Genomic DNA, 19,342 nt, shown 5'->3' with positions numbered 1-19,342 from the left:
ACATGCCGAAGCGTACCGACATCAAATCCATCCTGATCATCGGCGCCGGGCCGATCATCATCGGCCAGGCGTGCGAGTTCGACTACTCCGGCGTGCAGGCCTGCAAGGCCCTGCGCGAGGAGGGCTACAAGGTCATCCTGATCAACTCCAACCCGGCGACGATCATGACGGACCCGGCCACCGCCGACGTCACCTACATCGAGCCGATCACCTGGCAGACGGTGGAGAAGATCATCGCGAAGGAAAAGCCCGACGCGATCCTGCCCACCATGGGCGGCCAGACGGCGCTGAACTGCGCGCTGGACCTGTGGCGCAACGGCGTGCTGCACAAGTACAGGTGCGAGCTGATCGGCGCCACGCCGGAAGCGATCGACAAGGCCGAGGACCGCCTGAAGTTCAAGGAAGCGATGACGCGCATCGGGCTGGGCTCGGCGCGCTCCGGCATCGCCCACTCGCTGGAGGAAGCCTGGGGCGTGCAGAAGCAGGTGGGCTTCCCCGCCGTGATCCGCCCGAGCTTCACGCTGGGCGGCACCGGCGGCGGCATCGCCTACAACCCGGAAGAATTCGAGACGATCTGCAAGCGCGGCCTGGAAGCCTCGCCCACCAGCGAACTGCTGATCGAGGAGTCGCTCCTCGGCTGGAAGGAGTTCGAGATGGAGGTGGTGCGGGACAAGAAGGACAACTGCATCATCGTCTGCTCGATCGAGAACCTCGACCCGATGGGTGTGCACACGGGTGACTCGATCACGGTCGCTCCCGCGCAGACGCTGACCGACAAGGAATACCAGATCATGCGCGACGCCTCGCTGGCGGTGCTGCGCGAGATCGGCGTCGACACCGGCGGCTCCAACGTGCAGTTCTCGATCAACCCGGACGACGGCCGCATGATCGTGATCGAGATGAACCCGCGCGTGTCGCGCTCCTCCGCGCTGGCCTCCAAGGCCACGGGCTTCCCGATCGCCAAGGTGGCGGCCAAGCTGGCGGTGGGCTACACGCTCGACGAACTGCGCAACGAGATCACCGGCGGCGCCACGCCCGCGAGCTTCGAGCCCTCGATCGACTACGTCGTCACCAAGATCCCGCGCTTCGCCTTCGAGAAGTTCAAGGACGCCAACGACCGCCTGACCACGCAGATGAAGTCGGTGGGCGAGGTGATGGCCATGGGCCGCACCTTCCAGGAAAGCTTCCAGAAGGCGCTGCGCGGCCTCGAAGTGGGCGTCGACGGCCTGAACCAGAAGACCGTGGACCGCGAAGTGCTGGAAAAGGAGCTGGGCGAGCCCGGCCCCGAGCGCATCTGGTACGTGGGCGACGCCTTCGGCATGGGCCTGTCGGTCGACGAGGTGCATGAGCTCACCAAGATCGACAAGTGGTTCCTGGTGCAGATCGAGGAGATCGTGAAGATCGAACTCGACCTCGACAAGCTGGCGGAAGAAAAGGGCGCCGGCGCGCTGGCTTCGCTGGATGCGGCCACGCTGCGCGCGCTCAAGCGCAAGGGCTTCTCCGACCGCCGCCTGGCCAAGCTGCTCAAGACCAACGACAAGGCCGTGCGCGAGGCGCGCAAGAAGCTGGGCGTGCGCCCGGTCTACAAGCGCGTGGACACCTGCGCGGCCGAATTCGCGACCAACACCGCCTACATGTACTCGACCTACGAGGACGAGTGCGAGGCCGAGCCGACCGACCGCAAGAAGATCATCGTGCTGGGCGGCGGGCCGAACCGCATCGGCCAGGGCATCGAGTTCGACTACTGCTGCGTGCACGCCGCGCTCGCCCTGCGCGAGGACGGCTACGAGACCATCATGGTCAACTGCAATCCGGAGACGGTCTCGACCGACTACGACACCTCCGACCGCCTGTACTTCGAGCCGCTGACGCTGGAGGACGTGCTGGAGATCGTCGACAAGGAAAAGCCCACCGGCGTGATCGTGCAGTACGGCGGCCAGACCCCGCTGAAGCTGGCGCTGGGCCTGGAGGCCGAGGGGGTGCCGATCATCGGCACCTCGCCCGACATGATCGACGCGGCGGAAGACCGCGAGCGGTTCCAGAAGCTGCTGAACGAACTGAAGCTGCGCCAGCCGCCCAACGCCACGGCGCGCACCGAAGCCGAGGCGCTGGAGAAGGCGCAGGCCCTGGGCTATCCGCTGGTGGTCCGCCCCTCCTACGTGCTGGGCGGCCGCGCGATGGAGATCGTGCACGAGCAGCGCGACCTGGAGCGCTACATGCGCGAGGCCGTGAAGGTCTCGAACGACTCGCCCGTGCTGCTCGATCGCTTCCTCAACGACGCCATCGAGTGCGACGTGGACTGCATCGCCGATGCCACCGGCGCCGTGTTCATCGGCGGCGTGATGGAGCACATCGAGCAGGCCGGCGTGCACTCGGGCGACTCCGCCTGCTCGCTGCCGCCGTACTCGCTGTCCAAGCCCACGATCGAGGAACTGAAGCGCCAGACCGCCGCCATGGCCCGCGCGCTGAAGGTGGTCGGCCTGATGAACGTGCAGTTCGCGATCCAGGAGAAGGACGGCCAGGACGTGATCTTCGTGCTGGAGGTCAACCCGCGCGCCTCGCGTACCGTGCCCTACGTGAGCAAGGCCACCGGCATCCAGCTGGCCAAGGTGGCGGCGCGCTGCATGGTCGGCAAGACGCTGGCCCAGCAGGGCATCACGAAGGAAGTGACGCCGCCGTACTTCAGCGTGAAGGAAGCCGTCTTCCCGTTCGTGAAGTTCCCGGGCGTGGACACCATCCTGGGCCCGGAGATGAAGTCGACGGGCGAGGTGATGGGCGTGGGCAAGACCTTCGGGGAAGCCTTCGTGAAGAGCCAGCTGGGCGCCGGCACCCGCCTGCCCAAGCCGCACGACGGCGACGGCAAGTCCACCGGCAAGGTGTTCCTGACCGTCAAGGACAGCGACAAGCCGCGCGCGGTGGAAGTCGCCCGCTGCCTGGTCGAGATGGGCTTCCCGCTGGTGGCCACCAAGGGCACGGCGGCGGCGATCCGCGCCGCGGGCATCCCCTGCGAGAGCGTGAACAAGGTCACGGAAGGCCGCCCCCACGTGGTGGACATGATCAAGAACAACGAGATCGTCATGGTCATCAACACCGTGGAGGAGCGCCGCAACGCGATCGCCGACTCCCGGGCGATCCGTACCTCGTCGCTGCTGGCACGGGTGACGACGTTCACCACCATCGCGGGCGCCGAGGCCGCGGTGGAAGGCATGCGGGCGATGGACAACCTGGACGTGATTTCCGTCCAGGAGATGCACGCCCAGCTGGCCTGAGGGCTAGTTGGACGTACAACCCTGCCCATCCGGGCAGGGTTGCACGCCCAGCTGGCCTGAGGGCCGGAATCGGGGCAGGGTTGCACGCCCGGTTGCAGTCGGCTTGAGCAGGCGGACGGCCCCGGTTTTATAATCGGGGCCAGTAGTCACGACAGAACCGCCGGGCGGCAACGTTCGGCGGTTTTCATTTGCAGGAGACCCGTTTCAGATGGCCACGATTCCCATCACCACCCGGGGTGCCGAGAAGCTCAAGGCCGAATTGCACCGCCTGAAGACCGTCGACCGCCCGTCCGTCATCACCGCCATCGCCGAGGCGCGGGCCCAGGGCGACCTGTCCGAGAACGCGGAGTACGACGCCGCCAAGGACCGCCAGGGCTTCATCGAGGGCCGCATCCGCGAGCTGGAAGGCAAGCTGGCGGCGGCGCAGATCATCGACCCGTCCCGCCTGGACGCCGGCGGCCGCGTCGTCTTCGGCGCCACCGTCGAACTCGAGGACGAGGACAGCGGCGCCACCGTCAAGTACCAGATCGTGGGCGAGGACGAGGCCGACCTGAAGCAGGGCCTGATCAACATCTCCAGCCCGATCGCGCGCGCGCTGATCGGCAAGGAAGAGGGCGACACGGCCGAAGTGCAGGCGCCCGGCGGCACCCGCCGCTACGAGATCGTCGCGGTCAACTACCTCTGAGCGTGGACTGGAAGGCCCGCCTGACCCTGTTCGCGGCCGCCCTGTGGTGGGGCAGCCTGAGCGTGATCGGGTTCCTGGCCGTGCCGCTGCTGTTCCGCAACGCGCCTTCGGTGTCCGTCGCCGGCCTGCTCGCGGGCAAGCTGTTCCAGGCGCAGGCGTGGCTGGGCCTCGTCTGCGGCCTGCTGGTGCTGATGGGCGCGCGCGACGAGGACGGCGTGGCCACCATGGGCTGGGCCCGCGGCGCGATCGGATTCGTGCTGGTGGGGATGCTGTGCGCGCTGCTGCAGGAATTCGCGGTGGCGCCGCGCATCATCGCGCGCCAGAACCTGCCGTTCTGGCACGGCTTGGGGACGGCGCTGTATGCCGCGCAATGGGTGTGCGCGGCGGTGCTGCTGTGGAAGGTGACCACACCGCGGCGGCAGGCGCTCGCGTAGGCTGGCGGTGACGAAGGAACCCCAGCGATCAGCGAGCGCCGCGAAGCTGGGGTTTCCGGCGCCCGTTGCGCGCGGTCGCCTCCAGCCTGCCGCCTCGCGTGATCAATCGACCCGTGTCTTCTTCACCGACTTCTGCTTCGGCTTCGCCTTCTTGACCATCCCGCCGGTCGTCAGGCGCTGGTTGCCCAGCACGCGCACGCGCTTGACCTCCGGCCGCTGGCCGCCGCGGCTGGAGTTCTTCACCACCTTGAATTCGCGCGGCCCCGCCTTGCGTTCCTCGTCCTCGGCCTTCACCTTCTTCGGCTTGGGCCGCCACAGCACCAGGAGCTTGCCGATGTGCTGGATCGGGGCGGCGCCGAGTTCGTCGGCGAGCTGCTGGTACATGGCCTCGCGCGCTTCCCGGTCGTCCCCGAGCACGCGGACCTTGATCAACCCGTGCGCATTGAGCGCCGCGTTGGTTTCCTTGAGGACGGCGGGCGTCAGGCCGTCATTGCCGATCATCACCACGGGGTCGAGGTGATGGGCTTCGGCTCGATGCGTCTTGCGCTCGGCCACACTCAGTTGAATCGCTGGCATCCGCCTATTATCCGACGCACATGAAAGTCCGAACCAAGAGCAAGAAGGTCAACAAGGCGTGGCTCAACGACCACGTCAACGACCCGTACGTCAAGCTGGCCGTCAAGGAGGGCTATCGCGCCCGCGCCGCCTACAAGCTGAAGGAGATCGACGAGGCGCTGGGCCTGATCAGGCCGGGGCACGTCGTGGTGGACCTGGGTTCGGCGCCCGGCGCCTGGAGCCAGTACGTGCGCCGCAAGCTCGCCCCCGACGGCGCCGCGGCGGGCGTCCTCGAGGGCCGGATCCTCGCGCTCGACATTCTTCCCATGGAACCGATCGAAGGCGTGATCTTCGTGCAGGGCGACTTTCGCGAGCCGGAACCGGCCGCCGAACTGGAAAGGCTGCTGGCCGGCCGCAAGGCGGACGTGGTGGTCTCGGACATGGCGCCCAATCTTTCCGGCATCCCTTCGTCGGATTCCGCGCGGATTGCGCACCTGGTCGAACTGGCCGTGGAATTTGCCCGGACGCACCTCCACCCCGAAGGGGCTTTGGTGTGCAAGGTCTTCCACGGCAGCGGATATTCCCAGCTCGTTCGGCTGTTCAAGGAACGATTCCGCATCGTGAAGCCTCTCAAACCAAAGGCCTCGCGCGACAAGTCGAGTGAAAACTTCCTGGTCGGCATCGGCCTCAAGCCGGAAAAGGTGGATTGAGTCGCACTGCGGGCTTGCCGTCGATGAGTGGGGCCTTGTCTGGCACGAACGGGTTCCGTCCTCCTATGGAACGCGTAGTAAAAACTCATCGTTCCATGCCTTGAAACCCCTAGAATGGGCGGCAATTGGCTGAGGAGTCGGCCAAGCCGTTCCGGAGATTTCGTTTTGAACAATCAGTGGTTTTCGAAGATCGCCGTCTGGCTGGTGATCGCACTGGTCCTCTTCACCGTGTTCAAGCAATTCGACACGCGTGGGGCGGCAGGTGCTTCGGTGGTCGGCTATTCGGATTTCCTCGAACAGGTCCGGAACAAGCAGATCAAGAACGCGGTCATCCAGGAGGGGCAGGGCGGTACCGAGATCGTCGCCATCACCAACGATGACCGCAAGGTGCGCACCACCGCCACCTACCTCGATCGCGGCCTCGTCGGCGACCTGATCAACAACGGCGTCAAGTTCGACGTCAAGCCCCGCGAGGAAGGCTCCCTGCTCATGACGCTGCTCGTGAGCTGGGGCCCGATGCTCCTGCTGATCGGCGTGTGGATCTACTTCATGCGGCAGATGCAGGGCGGCGGCAAGGGCGGCGCCTTCAGCTTCGGCAAGAGCAAGGCCCGCATGCTCGACGAGAGCACCAACCAGATCACCTTCACCGACGTCGCGGGCTGCGACGAGGCCAAGGAGGAGGTCAAGGAAGTCGTCGACTTCCTGAAGGACCCGCAGAAGTTCCAGAAGCTGGGCGGGCGCATCCCGCGCGGCCTGCTGCTGGTCGGGCCTCCCGGCACCGGCAAGACGCTGCTGGCCAAGGCCATCGCCGGCGAGGCGAAGGTGCCGTTCTTCTCGATTTCCGGCTCCGACTTCGTCGAGATGTTCGTCGGCGTGGGCGCGGCCCGCGTGCGCGACATGTTCGAGAACGCGAAGAAGAACGCCCCCTGCATCATCTTCATCGACGAAATCGACGCGGTCGGCCGCCAGCGCGGCGCCGGCCTCGGCGGCGGCAACGACGAGCGCGAGCAGACCCTCAACCAGATGCTGGTGGAGATGGACGGCTTCGAGACCAACCTCGGCGTGATCGTGATCGCCGCGACCAACCGGCCGGACATCCTCGACGCCGCCCTGCTGCGCCCGGGCCGCTTCGACCGCCAGGTCTACGTGACGCTGCCGGACATCCGCGGCCGCGAGCAGATCCTGAACGTGCACATGCGCAAGATCCCGATCGGGCAGGACGTCAACGCCGGCATCATCGCCCGCGGCACGCCCGGCATGTCCGGCGCCGACCTCGCCAACCTGTGCAACGAGGCCGCCCTGATGGCCGCCCGCCGCAGCGCCCGCGTGGTGGAGATGCAGGACTTCGAGAAGGCCAAGGACAAGATCATCATGGGCCCGGAGCGCAAGTCCATGGTGATGCCCGAGGAGGAGCGCCGGAACACCGCGTACCACGAGGCCGGCCACGCCATCATCGGCAAGCTGCTGCCCAAGTGCGATCCGGTGCACAAGGTCACCATCATCCCGCGCGGCCGCGCGCTGGGCGTGACCATGAGCCTGCCCGAGAAGGACCGCTACAGCTACGACCGCGACTACATGCTCAACCAGATCGCCATGCTGTTCGGCGGCCGGATCGCGGAAGAGGTCTTCATGAACCAGATGACCACGGGCGCCTCGAACGACTTCGAGCGCGCCACGCACCTGGCGCGCGACATGGTGATGCGCTACGGCATGTCCGACGCGCTGGGCCCGATGGTCTACGCCGAGAACGAGGGCGAGGTCTTCCTCGGCCGCTCGGTGACCAAGACGACCAACATCTCCGAGCAGACCATGCAGAAGGTCGACCTGGAGGTGCGCCGCATCATCGACGAGCAGTACGCCCTGGCGCGCAAGCTGATCGAGGACAACAGCGAGAAGATGCACCGCATGGCCAAGGCCCTGCTCGAATGGGAAACCATCGACGCCGAGCAGATCGACGACATCATGGCCGGCCGCGAACCGCGCCCGCCGAAGGACTTCACCCCGCGCACGCCGCAGGGCGGCGCCGGCGGCCCGACGGTGGGGCCGGATCCGGCGCCCAATGCCGCGTAAAATCCACGGCAAGTGTGACGAAGGGGCCCCCGAGGCCCCTTTGCTTTTGTCCCCCTGACGCACAATTCCGCCCATGCAGTGGCAGACCGCCCGCTTCCTCCTGGACCTCGAGTCACCGAGGGTGATGGGGATCGTCAACGTCACGCCCGATTCCTTCTCGGACGGCGGGCGCTTCGTCAGCACGCGCACGGCGCTGGAACACTGCGAGGAACTGATCCGCCAGGGCGCGGACATCCTCGACATCGGCGGCGAGTCCTCGCGGCCGGGCACGCCGCCGGTCTCGCTGGACGAGGAACGGGCCCGCGTCATGCCGGTGCTGCGCGAGGCCGTGCGCTTCAACGTGCCGCTCTCGGTGGACACCTACAAGCCCGAGATCATGCAGGAGGCGCTGGACCTCGGCGCCGACGTCATCAACGACATCTGGGCGCTGCAGCGGCCGGGCGCGCTGGGCGTGGTGGCGAACCATCCGAGTTGCGGCGTGTGCCTGATGCACATGCACGGCGAGCCGCAGACCATGCAGCGCTCGCCCATGCAGGGCGACGCGGTGCCGCAGGTGCGCGACTTCCTGCGCGATCGCAGCGAGGCGCTGCGCCAGCGCGGCTTGTCGGTGACGCGCATCGCCTGGGATCCGGGCATCGGCTTCGGCAAGACCGTCGAACAGAATTTCGCGCTGCTGGCGCGCCAGCGGGAACTGCTGCACGACGGTTACCCGCTGCTGGCCGGCTGGTCGCGCAAGTCCTCGCTGGGGGCGGTGACGGGCGCGCCGGTGAACGAGCGCCTGGTGCCCAGCGTGGCCGCCGCGCTGCTGGCGGCGGACCGCGGCGCGCGCATCGTCCGGGTGCACGACGTGCGCGAGACGGTGGCGGCCCTGAAGGTGTGGAGCGCGATGCAATCGGCCCCGGGGCCATGAGAAGCAGGACAGAAAGCAAGACATGAGCAGAACCTATTTCGGCACCGACGGCATCCGCGGCACGGTGGGCGTGCCCCCGATCACCCCGGATTTCGTGCTGCGCCTCGCGCACGCCGTGGGCCGCGTCCTCAAGCGTACCGAGGACCGCCCCACCGTGCTGATCGGCAAGGACACGCGGATTTCCGGCTACATGCTGGAAAGCGCGCTGGAGTCGGGCTTCAACTCCGCCGGCGTCGATGTCGTGCTGCTCGGCCCCTTGCCTACCCCGGGCGTCGCCTACCTCACGCGCGCGCAGCGCGCCAGCCTGGGCGTGGTGATCAGCGCCAGCCACAACCCGTACCCGGACAACGGCATCAAGTTCTTCAGCGCGCAGGGCACCAAGCTGCCCGACGAGTGGGAAGCCGACGTGGAGGCCGCGCTTCAGGAAAAGCCGCAGTGGGCCGACTCCGCCACGCTGGGCAAGGCCCGACGCCTCGACGATGCCGCCGGCCGCTACATCGAGTTCTGCAAGAGCACCTTCGCGCACGACCTCACGCTCAAGGGCATGCGCATCGCGGTGGATTCCGCCCACGGCGCGGCGTACCACATCGCCCCCAAGGTGTTCCACGAACTCGGCGCCGAGGTGTTCTGCATCGGCTGCTCGCCCGACGGCCTGAACATCAACGACAAGGTCGGCGCCACGCATCCCGAGGCGCTGGTGAGCGCCGTGCGCGCCAACCGCGCGGACTTCGGCATCGCCCTGGACGGCGACGCCGACCGGCTGCAGGTGGTCGACGCCACCGGGCGCCTCTTCAACGGCGACGAGCTGCTGTACCTGATGGTGATGGACCGCATCGCCCAGGGCCAGCGCGTGCCGGGTGCGGTGGGCACGCTCATGACCAACATGGCGGTGGAGCTCGCGCTCAAGAAGCAGGACGTGGAGTTCGTGCGCGCCAAGGTCGGCGACCGCTACGTGCTCGAAGAACTGGAGAAGCGCGGCTGGCTGCTGGGCGGCGAAGGCTCCGGCCACCTGCTGGCGCTGGACCGGCACACCACCGGCGACGGCCTCATCAGCGCGCTGCTGGTGCTCCAGGCGGTGGCGCGCAGCGGCAAGTCGCTGGCGCAGCTGCTGGAGCAGGTGACGCTCTTCCCGCAGACCCTGATCAACGTGCGCCTGCAACCGGGCCAGGACTGGAAGCAGAACGAGCGGCTGAACACCGAGTGCGAGCGCCTGCGCAGGGAGCTCGATGGCACCGGCCGCGTCCTGATCCGCGCGAGCGGTACCGAGCCGTTGCTGCGCGTGATGGTGGAAGCGCAGGACGAACAGGCCGCGCGGCGCGGCGCCGAGCGCCTGGCGGAGGCCGTGCGCGCCGGTTGAAACAGAATGCAAGCGGACTGTGGCTCGCCGCAGACGTTTCGCACCACCTTGGCGCCGGCGCGTCCGGCCCCGTGGTTCCTGTCGCTCGGTTCGCGTCGCGCGGCAGCCACATAGGTAATCTTTCACTGTGCAGAGGCTTTGCGCTGGGTCTACATTGAACCCATGCGCTCCGCTTCCAGCCTCCTGCCAACGCTGTCCCGCCTCGCCGCGGCGGCGGCCTTCGCGTGCGGCTGCGCGGGCCTGCAGGCGCAGCCCCTCACGGCCAACTACACGCTGACGGCGCCGGCCCTGCTGGCCGAGCCCGAGGTCGTGCCATCGCTGCCGCTGGCCTCCTGGGGCCCGGTTCGCCTGTCGGGCGCGCGTGCGGGCAGCGGCAGCGGCCTGTCGCTGGAAGCCGGGGAGAACTGGTTCGCCCGCGCCGGCCTCGGCCGCAGCCTGGAAGGCGATGCCCTGAGCCTGGGCGGCGGCTACCGATTCATCGGCGGGGACGCCCTGTCGATGTCCGTCACCCGCCAGCTCGGGCAGGAACGCCTGGGCCTCGCGGTGCGCTACGACTGGCGGCAGGCCTACCTGCGGCTGTCGTACGACCAGCCGCTGCGCACGCCGGGCGCGGCGGATCGCCTGCGCTTCTCCGCCGGCGTGCGCTTCTAGGCTTCGCCTCGCGCCGCGCAGGCGGCACCTTCATTCCACCTTGATTTCGCGCAGCAGCGCATCGTCGTCCGGGTAGCGCAAGGGCAGCGCCCGCAGGGCGTCGCGCACCGCCAGCGCGACCATCAGGTCGCGGTGCGACCTCGAATCGGCCGGCACGATGTGCCACGGCGCCCAACGCGTCGCCGTGGCGCCGATGGCGCGCTGGTAGGCCTCCTGGTAGGTGTCCCACAGCTTGCGAACCTCCAGGTCGCCGCGCTGGAATTTCCACCGCTTGGTGGGATCGTCGACGCGATCCTGCAGCCGCTTGCGCTGCTCCTCCTTCGACACCTGCAGCAGGAACTTGAGGATGACCGTCCCGCTCTCGGCGAGCAGCCGCTCGAAGTCGTTGATCTGCGCGTAGCGGCGCGCGGTCTCCGCGCCGTCGATCGCGCCCGCCACCACCGGCACCAGCACGTCCTCGTAGTGGCTGCGGTTGAAGCACACGATCTCGCCGGCGGCGGGCACCTGCTGGTGGATGCGCCAGAGGAAGTCGTGGCGGCGTTCCGCTTCGCTGGGCACGCCCCACGCCACCGTGCGCACGCCGATCGGGCTCATGGCGGTGAACACGGCGCGCAGCGTGCTGTCCTTGCCGCTGGTGTCGACCCCCTGCAGCACGACGAGCAGCTTGAAGCGGCCGTCGGCGTGGAACAGGTTCTGCAGGCCGTCCAGCTCCGCGGCAAGCTCCTTGACCTGCTGGCGGTCGCTGTCCTTGTCGCCGATGGAAAACGGCTTGGCCCCCGGGTCGATGCCCGCCAGCGAAAAGCCCGCGTCGGGCTGCGAGAGCCGCCAGCCTTCCCAGGCGGTTTCCGCCGGCTCGCCGGCCGGCGCGGAATCGGCGCGTTCGCGCTTCTTGCGGTGTGCCACGAGGGCAGTGTACGGGCGGCCGCAGCTGCCCGGGGCTTCACTCCCAGAACACCTTGGCCTCGGCGGCGCGGCGACAGGCCTTCGCGCATTGCCTGGCGAGCAGCGGCTCGCGGCCCGTGAGCCAGCCGACCGCGAACCAGGCGGCGGGGTCCTGTGCCGCGCGCTCGCGCAACAGCTCGCGGCCCACCACTTCGTCCTGGTACAGGCCCAGTGCGTCCTGCAGCGCCTTGAGGTCGCGCACGAAGGCGTGGATCGCGTCGGCCTCGAACAGGGGCTGCGACAACTCCGCGAGGTAGCGCAGGCGCTTCGCGCGCTTGCGGACCGTGTGCCGGGCGGTTTCCTCCAGGCGCTCGAAGCGGCGGCCGTCGTGCAGCAGGCTGGCGTGCAGCTTGTGCAGGCGCTTGCGCAACAACGAGTGCGCGGCCTTCAAGGGCGGCGAGGCCTGCTCCGGCACCTGTTCGAGCCGGTGCGCCGCAGCCAGGAGCTGCAGCCACGCCGACTGCACGGCGGGCTGGCGCAGGGCTGCCCCGACGTCGGGCAGTTCGGGCTGCCATTGCAACTGCGGGCCGCCAGCGGCGACCACCTCGCGCTGCAGCGCGGGAACGAGGGTGCTGCGGTCGCGATGCTGGCCCAGCACCTGGAACAGCTCGCGCAGCGCGGGCTCGACCTGCTCGGCGAGGGGCGCGAGTTCGCCCAGGGCTTCGAGTTCGCGCAGCGTGGTTCGCAGCCTGCGCAGGCCCACGCGCAACTGGTGCACGTGGCCATCGCCACCGATCCCCGCCGCAAGCTCGCGCGCATTGGCCAGGGACTGATCGAGACCCGCCCGCAGGGCGGCCGCGGCGAAGCCGGTCGCGGTGTGCACCTGCAGGCGGGGTGGGAGCGAATGCACCGGGGGAGGCTGCGTCAGGCCCTGCGCGAGCCGGCCCCCCGCGGCCGACTTCGACAGGGGATCGAGCCACAGGCCGTGCCTTTCGCACCAGCGCCCGGCAAGCTCGACGAGCGCGGCGCCGCTGCCTTCCTTCAGTTCGAACTCGATCTCCAGCACCGGCTGGATGCGCTGCCCGGCGCGCAGCTCGCCGCGATCGAGCGCGATCTCCACCGCGCTGCCGCCCGCGCCCACGCGGCGCGAGACCCGCGTGATGTCGGTCTCCAGGAAGCATTCGAGGGGTGCCGGGTCCTGGCCCAGGGCCTCCCGCAGGCACGCACCGACCGGGTGGTCCGCGTGGCGCGCGGGATCGGGCTGCGGCAGGGCGCCTTCGGGCAGGGGCACCTCGTGCTCCAGCCGCTCGAACGCGTTGGCGCCCGGGGCCTTGGCGGCCTGCACCCACTGCCCGTCTTCCTTGCGCAGCCGCAGCACCGCGCCCCTGGCCGCCAGGGCGCGATCGTGCGTGTCGTAATAGCGCGCCTGCAGCCTTTGCTCCTGCACCGCACCGCGGTGCAGGGCAGCCGCCACCGCGGCGGCCCGCGCCGCGGGGACCTGGAACTTGAGTTCGAATTCCGGCATGGGCACTCCTCGCTGGTGCAGCTTAAGGCATGCGCCTTCGGGACCCGGGCAGGCGCGCCTGCCCGCCGCGGCGGGACCGCCGCTGTCACGCCCCTGTCACCAGCGCCACCGAGACTGTCACGTTCGCGTCATCATCCTGACTTCTCCTTCCCATGTGCGACGCCGACGTGACGGTGATTCCCTTCCTGGACCGCGATCACAGCATCCTGGCTTTCAACGAGAGGGTACTGGACTGGGCGCAGCGCGCTTCGGTGCCGCTGCTGGAGCGGCTGCGCTTCCTGACCATCGTGTCCTCCAACCTGGACGAATTCTTCGAGGTGCGCGCGGCGGAGCACGTGAGCGCCGCGCTCGCGGGCGTGCACGAGGGCCCGTACACGCTGCGCAGCTTCGAGGACCTTGCGCTCGCGGCGCACCGGCTGGTCGAGCGACAGTACGCGCTCTACAACGACGAACTGATGCCGGCCTTCGCGAAGGAGGGCATGGCGATCGTGTCGCACGGCGACCGCAACGCTGTCCAGAAGGCATGGGTGCACGAGTACTTCGAGCGCGAGGTGCGGCCGCTGCTGGTCCCCGTGGGGCTGGACCCCGCGCATCCCTTTCCGCAGGTCGCCAACAAGTCGCTCAACTTCATCGTGCGCCTGGGCGGCCAGGATGCTTTCGGCCGCGAGAACGAGATCGCCATCGTCAAGGTGCCCCGGGTGCTGCCGCGCCTGATCCGCATGCCCGACAAGGTGGCGGGCAAGCGCACGCTGCTGGTCTCTCTTTCCAGCGTCATCCGGGCCCACCTCGACCTGCTGTTTCCCGGTCGCGAGGTGGGGCAGTTCTCGCAGTTCCGCGTCACGCGGCATTCGGAATTGGCGCTCGGGGAGGAGGACGTGCGCAACCTGCGCACCGCGCTGCGCCTGGGCCTGCAGCAGCGCCACTACGGGCAGGCGGTGCGGCTGGAGGTTTCCTCCGGCTGCTCCGAATACCTTTCGTCGTTCCTGCTGCGGCAGTTCGGCCTGCCGCCGCCGGCGCTGTACCGCGTGCACGGGCCGGTCAACCTGGTGCGGCTGGAGCAGGCGATCGACCTCGTCGACGCGCCGAGGCTGCTGTTCCCGGCCTACCGGCCCTCCTACCCGCGGCAGCTGGTGCCGGGGCGGCCGATCTTCGAGCAGCTGCGCAAGCAGGATGTGCTGATCCACCAGCCGTTCGAGAGCTTCGACGGCGTGCTGGACTTCCTGCGCGAGGCCGTGCGCGACCCGCAGGTGCTGGCCATCAAGCAGACCATCTACCGCACCGGCGCCGATGGCGAGATCGCGGACCTGCTGCGCGAGGCGGTGCAGCGGGGCAAGGAGGTCACGGCCGTCGTGGAGCTCAAGGCGCGCTTCGACGAGGAGGCCAACATCAACTGGGCGGAGGGGCTGGAGGCCGTCGGCGCCCAGGTGGTCTACGGGGTGGTCGGCCTCAAGACCCACGGCAAGATGCTGCTGGTGACGCGGCGCGAGAGCGAGGGGCTGGTGCGCTATGCGCACCTGTCCACCGGCAACTACAACTCGCGCACCGCGCGCCTCTACACCGACTTCAGCCACCTGACGGCCGACCCGCTGCTGACGGCGGACATCGACCAGGTCTTCGTGCACCTCGCCGGCCAGAGCAAGCTGCCGCGGCTGAACCACATCCTGCTCGCACCGTTCCAGCTGCAGAAGAAGCTGGTGGAACAGGTCGAGGCCGTCGCGGCGGCGGCCGCCGCGGGCCTGCCGGCGCGTATCGTGCTGAAGATGAACGCGCTGACCGACGAGCCCCTGATCCGCGCCCTGGTGAAGGCCGGCCGCCGGGGCGCGAAGGTGGACCTGCTCGTGCGCGGGGCCTGCATGCTGCCCGCCGGCGTCGCTGGCCTGGCGGAGAATGTCCGCGTGCGCTCCATCATCGGCCGCTTCCTCGAGCACTCGCGCATCTTCCTGTTCCGCGCCGGCGAGGAGGAGGACCTCTACCTTTCCAGCGCGGACTGGATGAACCGCAACATGCTGCGGCGGGTCGAACTGGCGTGGCCCGTGAAGGACCCGGCGCTGCGCAAGCGCGTGATCGAGGAAGGCCTCCAGCTGTACCTCGACGACCCGCGCGACGCCTGGGACCTGCAGCCGGACGGCAGCTACCGGCGCGCCAAGGGCGCCGAGGACACGAAGACGCGCGGCGCCCAGGCGCTGCTGATGGAGCGCTACGGCGCGGTGAACGAACGCGAGGTGCGGACATGGACCTGATCCTGTGGCGGCATGCCGAGGCGGAAGACGCGCGCGACGGCCTCCCCGACCTGGAGCGCGAGCTCACGAAGAAGGGCGAGAAGCAGGCGGCGAAGGTCGGTGCCTGGCTCGATCGCGAGCTGCCGCACGGCACGCTCGTCCTGTGCAGCCCCGCGGTGCGCTGCGAACAGACGGTGCGCGCGCTGCAACGCAAGTACCAGGTGCGCGAGGCGCTGCGGCCCGGTGCGACGGCGCAGGATGTGCTGAAGGAGGCCGACTGGCCCTCGGGCAAGCAACCGGTGCTGGTGGTCGGCCACCAGCCGGTGCTGGGGCAGGTGGTGGCGCAGCTGCTGCGCATCGAAGGCGGCGAATGCACCGTCCGCAAGGGCGGCGCGTGGTGGCTGCGCCGCCGCGAGGAGGACGGCGCGGAGCAGACCTTCGTCTGGGCGGTGCAGTCGCCCGAGACCGCCTAAGCGCTCAGGCTTTCGCCGGCCGGCCGGTCTTCACGCGCGGCACCGAGGCGAGGCTCGCGAGCAGGGCTTCGTCGGACAGTGCGGCGAGCGCCTTCACGCCGGCGCGCAGCACCTCGCTCTTCTTCGCCGGCTGCCCGAGCTTGGCGGCGCGCAGCTTCAGTTCCTCGATCACCGCGTATTCGGGCTTGGGGATGGTGAAGCTGTCGCGCACCATCTTCGGCTTCTTGGCCTTGTCCGGCTTGTCGGCTTTCGTGGCCGTGGCCGTGGCCGGCCGGGCGGCGGCCTTCACTGCGGACGTTGGCCTGGACGCTCCGGCTGCCGGTGCGGTGACGGCCTTGGCGACGCTCGTCCTGGCGGTCTTCCTGGGTGCGGTCATGGTGGCCCTCCGTGGTTCTGGAAACAGTGTAAACAGTACATACCGTTTCCGGCAAGGGCCTCACCCTCTCAGGCCAGCACGAAGGTCCACCCGGTCTTCTGCCAGGCCACCACTTCCTCGCGCAGCAGGTGGGCGGACTGCGGGAAGGCGGCGGGCCACTCCGGCGGCAGTTCCAGCCGGAAGGTCCGCCCGCGGCCGGACAGCCGCAGCCCCGCGATCTGCGGATCGCGCCTGGCATGGCAAAGGATCACGGCCAGGCGCAGGCACAGGAGCTGCTGCACCAGCAGCGGGTCGGCCAGTTCCGCCTCGATCTTGCGCAGCTTGCCGCGGTGGCCGAGCACCAGCACGCCGAGGCGGTGCAGTTCGGGCTGCGCGAAGCCGGGTGCGTCGGCGTTGTCGAGGATGTAGGCCCCGTGCTTGTGGTAATCGCTGTGGGAGATGAGGGCGCCGATCTCGTGCAGGCGCGCGGCCCAATCCAGCTTGGCCAGGTGCCGCTGCAGCACGTCGGCCGCCTCGCCCGAGCGCAGTTGCGCGAGCAGGTGGCCGGCCGCGCGCCCGACGCGCAGCGACTGGTCGCCATCGACGCCGAACTTGAGCGCGAAGCGCTGCACCGTCGCATTGCGCACGTCGGTCTCGAGGTGCTCGCGCTCGAGCATGTCGTACAGCACGCCATGGCGCAGGGCGCCTTGCGAGCGCTGCATGCCGTCGATGCCCAGCAGGTCGAACACGGCCCGCAGCACGCTCAGCCCGCCGCCGATCACCGGGCGCCGGTCGTCCTTCAGTGCCGCGAGCCGCACGCGGTCGGCGCTGCGGGCATCGAGCATCTCCTGCTTGAGCCACTGCAAGCCCTCGCGCGTGATCCAGCCCGCATCGTGACCGGCCGCCTCCAGGATGTCGGCCACCGCGCCGATGGTGCCCGAGGAGCCGTACACCATGTCCCAGTTGCCCGGCGCATAGGCTCCGAGCGCCTCCTCGAGAATGGCCTGGGCCGCGATCTCCGCGCGCTCGAAGGCCGCGGGCGTGAACTGGCCGGCGGGGAAATACTTCGTCGACCAGGCGACGCTGCCCACGCGATAGCTCTCCATCACGCGGGCTTCGAGCTGCTCCCCGAGGATCATCTCGGTGGAGCGGCCGCCGATGTCCACCACCAGCCGTCGTTCCCCGGAGGGCGGCAGCAGGTGGGCCACGCCCTGGTAGATCAGGCGCGCTTCCTCGCGGCCGGAGATCACGTCGATGGGGAAGCCGAGGACGGTGCGCGCGCGCAGCAGGAACTGGTCGCGGTTGCGCGCCTCGCGCAGCGTCTGCGTGGCCACCGCGCGCACCTGGCGCGGCCCGAAGCCGGCCAGCCGCTCGGCGAAGCGCGCCAGGCAGGCCCAGCCGCGCTCCATGGCCGCGGGGGTGAGGTTGCGCGCCTCGTCCAGGCCGTTGCCCTGGCGCACCGTCTCCTTCAGGTACTCGACGCGCTGCACCTGGCCGTGTTCCAGCCGCCCGATCTCCAGGCGGTAGCTGTTGGAGCCGAGGTCGACGGCGGCGAGGAGGGTCCCGTTGTCCATGCAGGGATGTTGCGAAAGGCGCGGGCCAGCATAGCATCGCGGCCCCCGCTGCGCGGCGCCGGGTTCCTGGGCAGGGCAGCTGTGTCACGCGGCTGTCACGCAAGCGCCCTAGAGTCCAGCGCAACGATTTCCCAACCCTGAAGGTGATTGCATGAACTTCCGCATCCGCACGGCTTGCCTGGTCCTGGCCGGACTGGCACTCGCCGGTACCGCCGCAGCCCAGGACGTGACGGGCGCCGGCGCCAGCTTCCCCGCGCCGCTGTATGCCAAGTGGGCGTCCGACTACAACAAGGCCACGGGCGCCCGGATCAACTACCAGTCCGTCGGCTCCGGTGCCGGCATCAAGCAGATCGAGGCGAAGACGGTCGACTTCGGCGCCTCCGACATGCCGTTGAAGGACGAGGAGCTCAAGGCCAAGGGCCTGGTGCAGTTCCCCACCGTGATCGGCGGCGTCGTGCCGGTCGTGAACATCCAGGGCATCGCCCCGGGGCAGCTGCGGCTGAGCGGCCCGGTGCTGGCCGACATCTACCTCGGCAAGATCGCCAGGTGGAGCGATCCGGCCATCAAGGCCCTGAACCCCAGCCTGAAGCTGCCGGATGCGGCCATCGCCCCGGTGCGCCGCGCCGACGGCTCCGGCACCAGCTTCATCTTCACCAACTACCTGTCGAAGGTGAGCCCCGACTGGAAGGCCAAGGTGGGCGAGGGCACCGCCGTCAACTGGCCGACCGGCGCGGGCGGCAAGGGCAACGAGGGCGTCGCCGCCTTCGTCGGCCGCCTGCCCAACTCCATCGGCTACGTCGAATATGCGTACGTCAAGCAGAACAAGATGAACTACGCGGTGCTGCAGAACGCCGCCGGGCAGTTCGTCGTGCCGGAGGACAAGGCCTTCAAGGCCGCCGCCGCCAGCGCCGACTGGGCGAAGAGCTTCTACCAGATCCTGACCAACCAGGCCGGTGCCGACGCCTGGCCGATCACCGGCGCCACCTTCATCCTGATGCACAAGGCGCAGGACAAGCCGGCCCAGGCCAGTGCGACGCTCAAGTTCTTCGACTGGGCCTACAGGAACGGCGACAAGACCGCCGACGACCTCGATTACGTGCCGATGCCCGCGGCGGTGAAGGCGCAGGTTGAGAAGCTGTGGGGCACGGAGATCAAGGACGCCACCGGCAAGTCCGTCGCGGCCAAGTAAGCAGCGCCATCTTGCCGACGCGGCCGATCCTGCGGGATCGGCCGCTTCTTTTCAGGTTTCACCGATCTGCGGGTAGACAAGGAAAGGCGGCCGATGACACCGTGTCCGGTGAACGTCGCGCCACTCGGGCCGGACCAGCCCGTGTCTGTCCGTCTCAGCGACTGTCCCCCGGCGCGGATGAGAACCGTTGCCCGTGCTGGCGCCGCGCCCGCGCCTCCTCCTCGATGTCGCTGAGCCGGACAGCCACGGACTGGTCCTGCAGCGTGTCGATCGCAAGGCAGTGGCTTCGCTTGGCGCCGTCGCCGACGCCGACGCCGACGCCGACGCCGACGCTCGAGCGGGTTCACCGACGGACGCTGCGCTCGCACCCGCGCTGGGGAGGACCAGGGCGTGATCGTCCGACTCGGCGACATCAAGGAGGAGGCGCGGGCGCAGTTCCAGCACGAGCAACGGTTCCCATCCGCGCCGGTGGACAGTCGCCGAG

General features: G+C 69.1%; 16 protein-coding genes. 11 read left to right on the top strand and 5 right to left on the bottom strand.

Going from position 1 to position 19,342, the window contains the following annotated elements:
* Positions 1-2: 2 nt before the first annotated feature.
* The 3 genes from carB (at position 3) to WG923_RS18295 (ending at position 4,388) form a co-directional block, all read left to right on the top strand.
* Positions 3-3,269 (top strand): carbamoyl-phosphate synthase large subunit, encoded by a 3,267-nt coding sequence (gene carB, locus WG923_RS18305; protein ID WP_340352426.1) that lies wholly within the window; start codon positions 3-5, stop codon positions 3,267-3,269.
* Positions 3,270-3,477: 208 nt separating this feature from the next.
* On the top strand, positions 3,478-3,954 hold the full coding sequence (gene greA / locus WG923_RS18300) for a transcription elongation factor GreA (RefSeq protein WP_340352425.1): 477 nt from the start codon (positions 3,478-3,480) through the stop codon (positions 3,952-3,954).
* Between the two features lie 2 nt (positions 3,955-3,956).
* Complete coding sequence (locus WG923_RS18295; RefSeq protein WP_340352424.1) at positions 3,957-4,388, top strand: DUF4149 domain-containing protein; 432 nt, start codon at positions 3,957-3,959, stop codon at positions 4,386-4,388.
* A 102-nt stretch (positions 4,389-4,490) separates the two neighbouring features.
* Here WG923_RS18295 and WG923_RS18290 read toward each other — a convergent pair whose 3' ends face one another.
* Positions 4,491-4,964, bottom strand: coding sequence for a YhbY family RNA-binding protein (locus WG923_RS18290; RefSeq protein WP_340352423.1), 474 nt, complete (start codon positions 4,962-4,964; stop codon positions 4,491-4,493).
* Positions 4,965-4,984: 20 nt separating this feature from the next.
* Here WG923_RS18290 and WG923_RS18285 point away from each other — a divergent pair, with 20 nt between their 5' ends.
* The 5 genes from WG923_RS18285 to WG923_RS18265 all read left to right on the top strand — a co-directional run bounded on the left by WG923_RS18285 (position 4,985) and on the right by WG923_RS18265 (position 10,641).
* Positions 4,985-5,653 carry an RlmE family RNA methyltransferase gene (locus WG923_RS18285; RefSeq protein WP_340352422.1) on the top strand — a complete coding sequence of 223 codons (669 nt, stop codon included), beginning with the start codon at positions 4,985-4,987 and terminating at the stop codon, positions 5,651-5,653.
* Positions 5,654-5,818: 165 nt separating this feature from the next.
* Complete coding sequence (ftsH, locus tag WG923_RS18280) at positions 5,819-7,723, top strand: ATP-dependent zinc metalloprotease FtsH (RefSeq protein ID WP_340352421.1); 1,905 nt, start codon at positions 5,819-5,821, stop codon at positions 7,721-7,723.
* A 73-nt stretch (positions 7,724-7,796) separates the two neighbouring features.
* A complete protein-coding gene (gene folP / locus WG923_RS18275; protein WP_340352420.1) occupies positions 7,797-8,633 on the top strand; it encodes a dihydropteroate synthase in 837 nt (278 codons plus the stop codon).
* Between the two features lie 22 nt (positions 8,634-8,655).
* Entirely contained in the window at positions 8,656-9,990 is a 1,335-nt protein-coding gene (gene glmM / locus WG923_RS18270; RefSeq protein ID WP_340352419.1) for a phosphoglucosamine mutase, read from the top strand.
* Between the two features lie 162 nt (positions 9,991-10,152).
* Positions 10,153-10,641 carry a hypothetical protein gene (locus WG923_RS18265; protein ID WP_340352418.1) on the top strand — a complete coding sequence of 163 codons (489 nt, stop codon included), beginning with the start codon at positions 10,153-10,155 and terminating at the stop codon, positions 10,639-10,641.
* Positions 10,642-10,671: 30 nt separating this feature from the next.
* On the opposite strand, the gene WG923_RS18260 is transcribed toward WG923_RS18265, so the two are convergent.
* Together WG923_RS18260 and WG923_RS18255 are read right to left on the bottom strand one after the other, a co-directional pair.
* Positions 10,672-11,544 carry a PPK2 family polyphosphate kinase gene (locus WG923_RS18260; RefSeq protein WP_340352417.1) on the bottom strand — a complete coding sequence of 291 codons (873 nt, stop codon included), beginning with the start codon at positions 11,542-11,544 and terminating at the stop codon, positions 10,672-10,674.
* Between the two features lie 37 nt (positions 11,545-11,581).
* Positions 11,582-13,048 carry a CYTH and CHAD domain-containing protein gene (locus WG923_RS18255; protein WP_340352416.1) on the bottom strand — a complete coding sequence of 489 codons (1,467 nt, stop codon included), beginning with the start codon at positions 13,046-13,048 and terminating at the stop codon, positions 11,582-11,584.
* A 152-nt stretch (positions 13,049-13,200) separates the two neighbouring features.
* Here WG923_RS18255 and ppk1 point away from each other — a divergent pair, with 152 nt between their 5' ends.
* Together ppk1 and WG923_RS18245 are read left to right on the top strand one after the other, a co-directional pair.
* Positions 13,201-15,288: a polyphosphate kinase 1 gene (gene ppk1 / locus WG923_RS18250; protein ID WP_340352415.1), complete on the top strand. Its 2,088-nt coding sequence runs from the start codon at positions 13,201-13,203 to the stop codon at positions 15,286-15,288.
* Positions 15,279-15,740 carry a SixA phosphatase family protein gene (locus WG923_RS18245; protein ID WP_340352414.1) on the top strand — a complete coding sequence of 154 codons (462 nt, stop codon included), beginning with the start codon at positions 15,279-15,281 and terminating at the stop codon, positions 15,738-15,740. The genes ppk1 and WG923_RS18245 overlap by 10 nt, the downstream gene beginning before the upstream one ends.
* A gap of 4 nt (positions 15,741-15,744) precedes the next feature.
* Here WG923_RS18245 and WG923_RS18240 read toward each other — a convergent pair whose 3' ends face one another.
* Entirely contained in the window at positions 15,745-16,116 is a 372-nt protein-coding gene (locus tag WG923_RS18240; RefSeq protein WP_340352413.1) for a hypothetical protein, read from the bottom strand.
* A gap of 68 nt (positions 16,117-16,184) precedes the next feature.
* Complete coding sequence (gene ppx / locus WG923_RS18235) at positions 16,185-17,669, bottom strand: exopolyphosphatase (RefSeq protein WP_340352412.1); 1,485 nt, start codon at positions 17,667-17,669, stop codon at positions 16,185-16,187.
* 151 nt (positions 17,670-17,820) lie between these two features.
* On the opposite strand from ppx, the gene pstS reads away from it, so the two are divergent.
* Positions 17,821-18,858: a phosphate ABC transporter substrate-binding protein PstS gene (gene pstS / locus WG923_RS18230; protein WP_340352411.1), complete on the top strand. Its 1,038-nt coding sequence runs from the start codon at positions 17,821-17,823 to the stop codon at positions 18,856-18,858.
* The last annotated feature ends 484 nt before the right edge of the window (positions 18,859-19,342 follow it).

The sequence above is a fragment of the Ramlibacter sp. AN1133 genome, from assembly GCF_037890035.1.
GTDB lineage: Bacteria > Pseudomonadota > Gammaproteobacteria > Burkholderiales > Burkholderiaceae_C > Ramlibacter.
The sequence above is the reverse complement of the archived record's forward strand: the minus strand, read 5'-3'. Positions and strand labels throughout refer to the sequence as shown.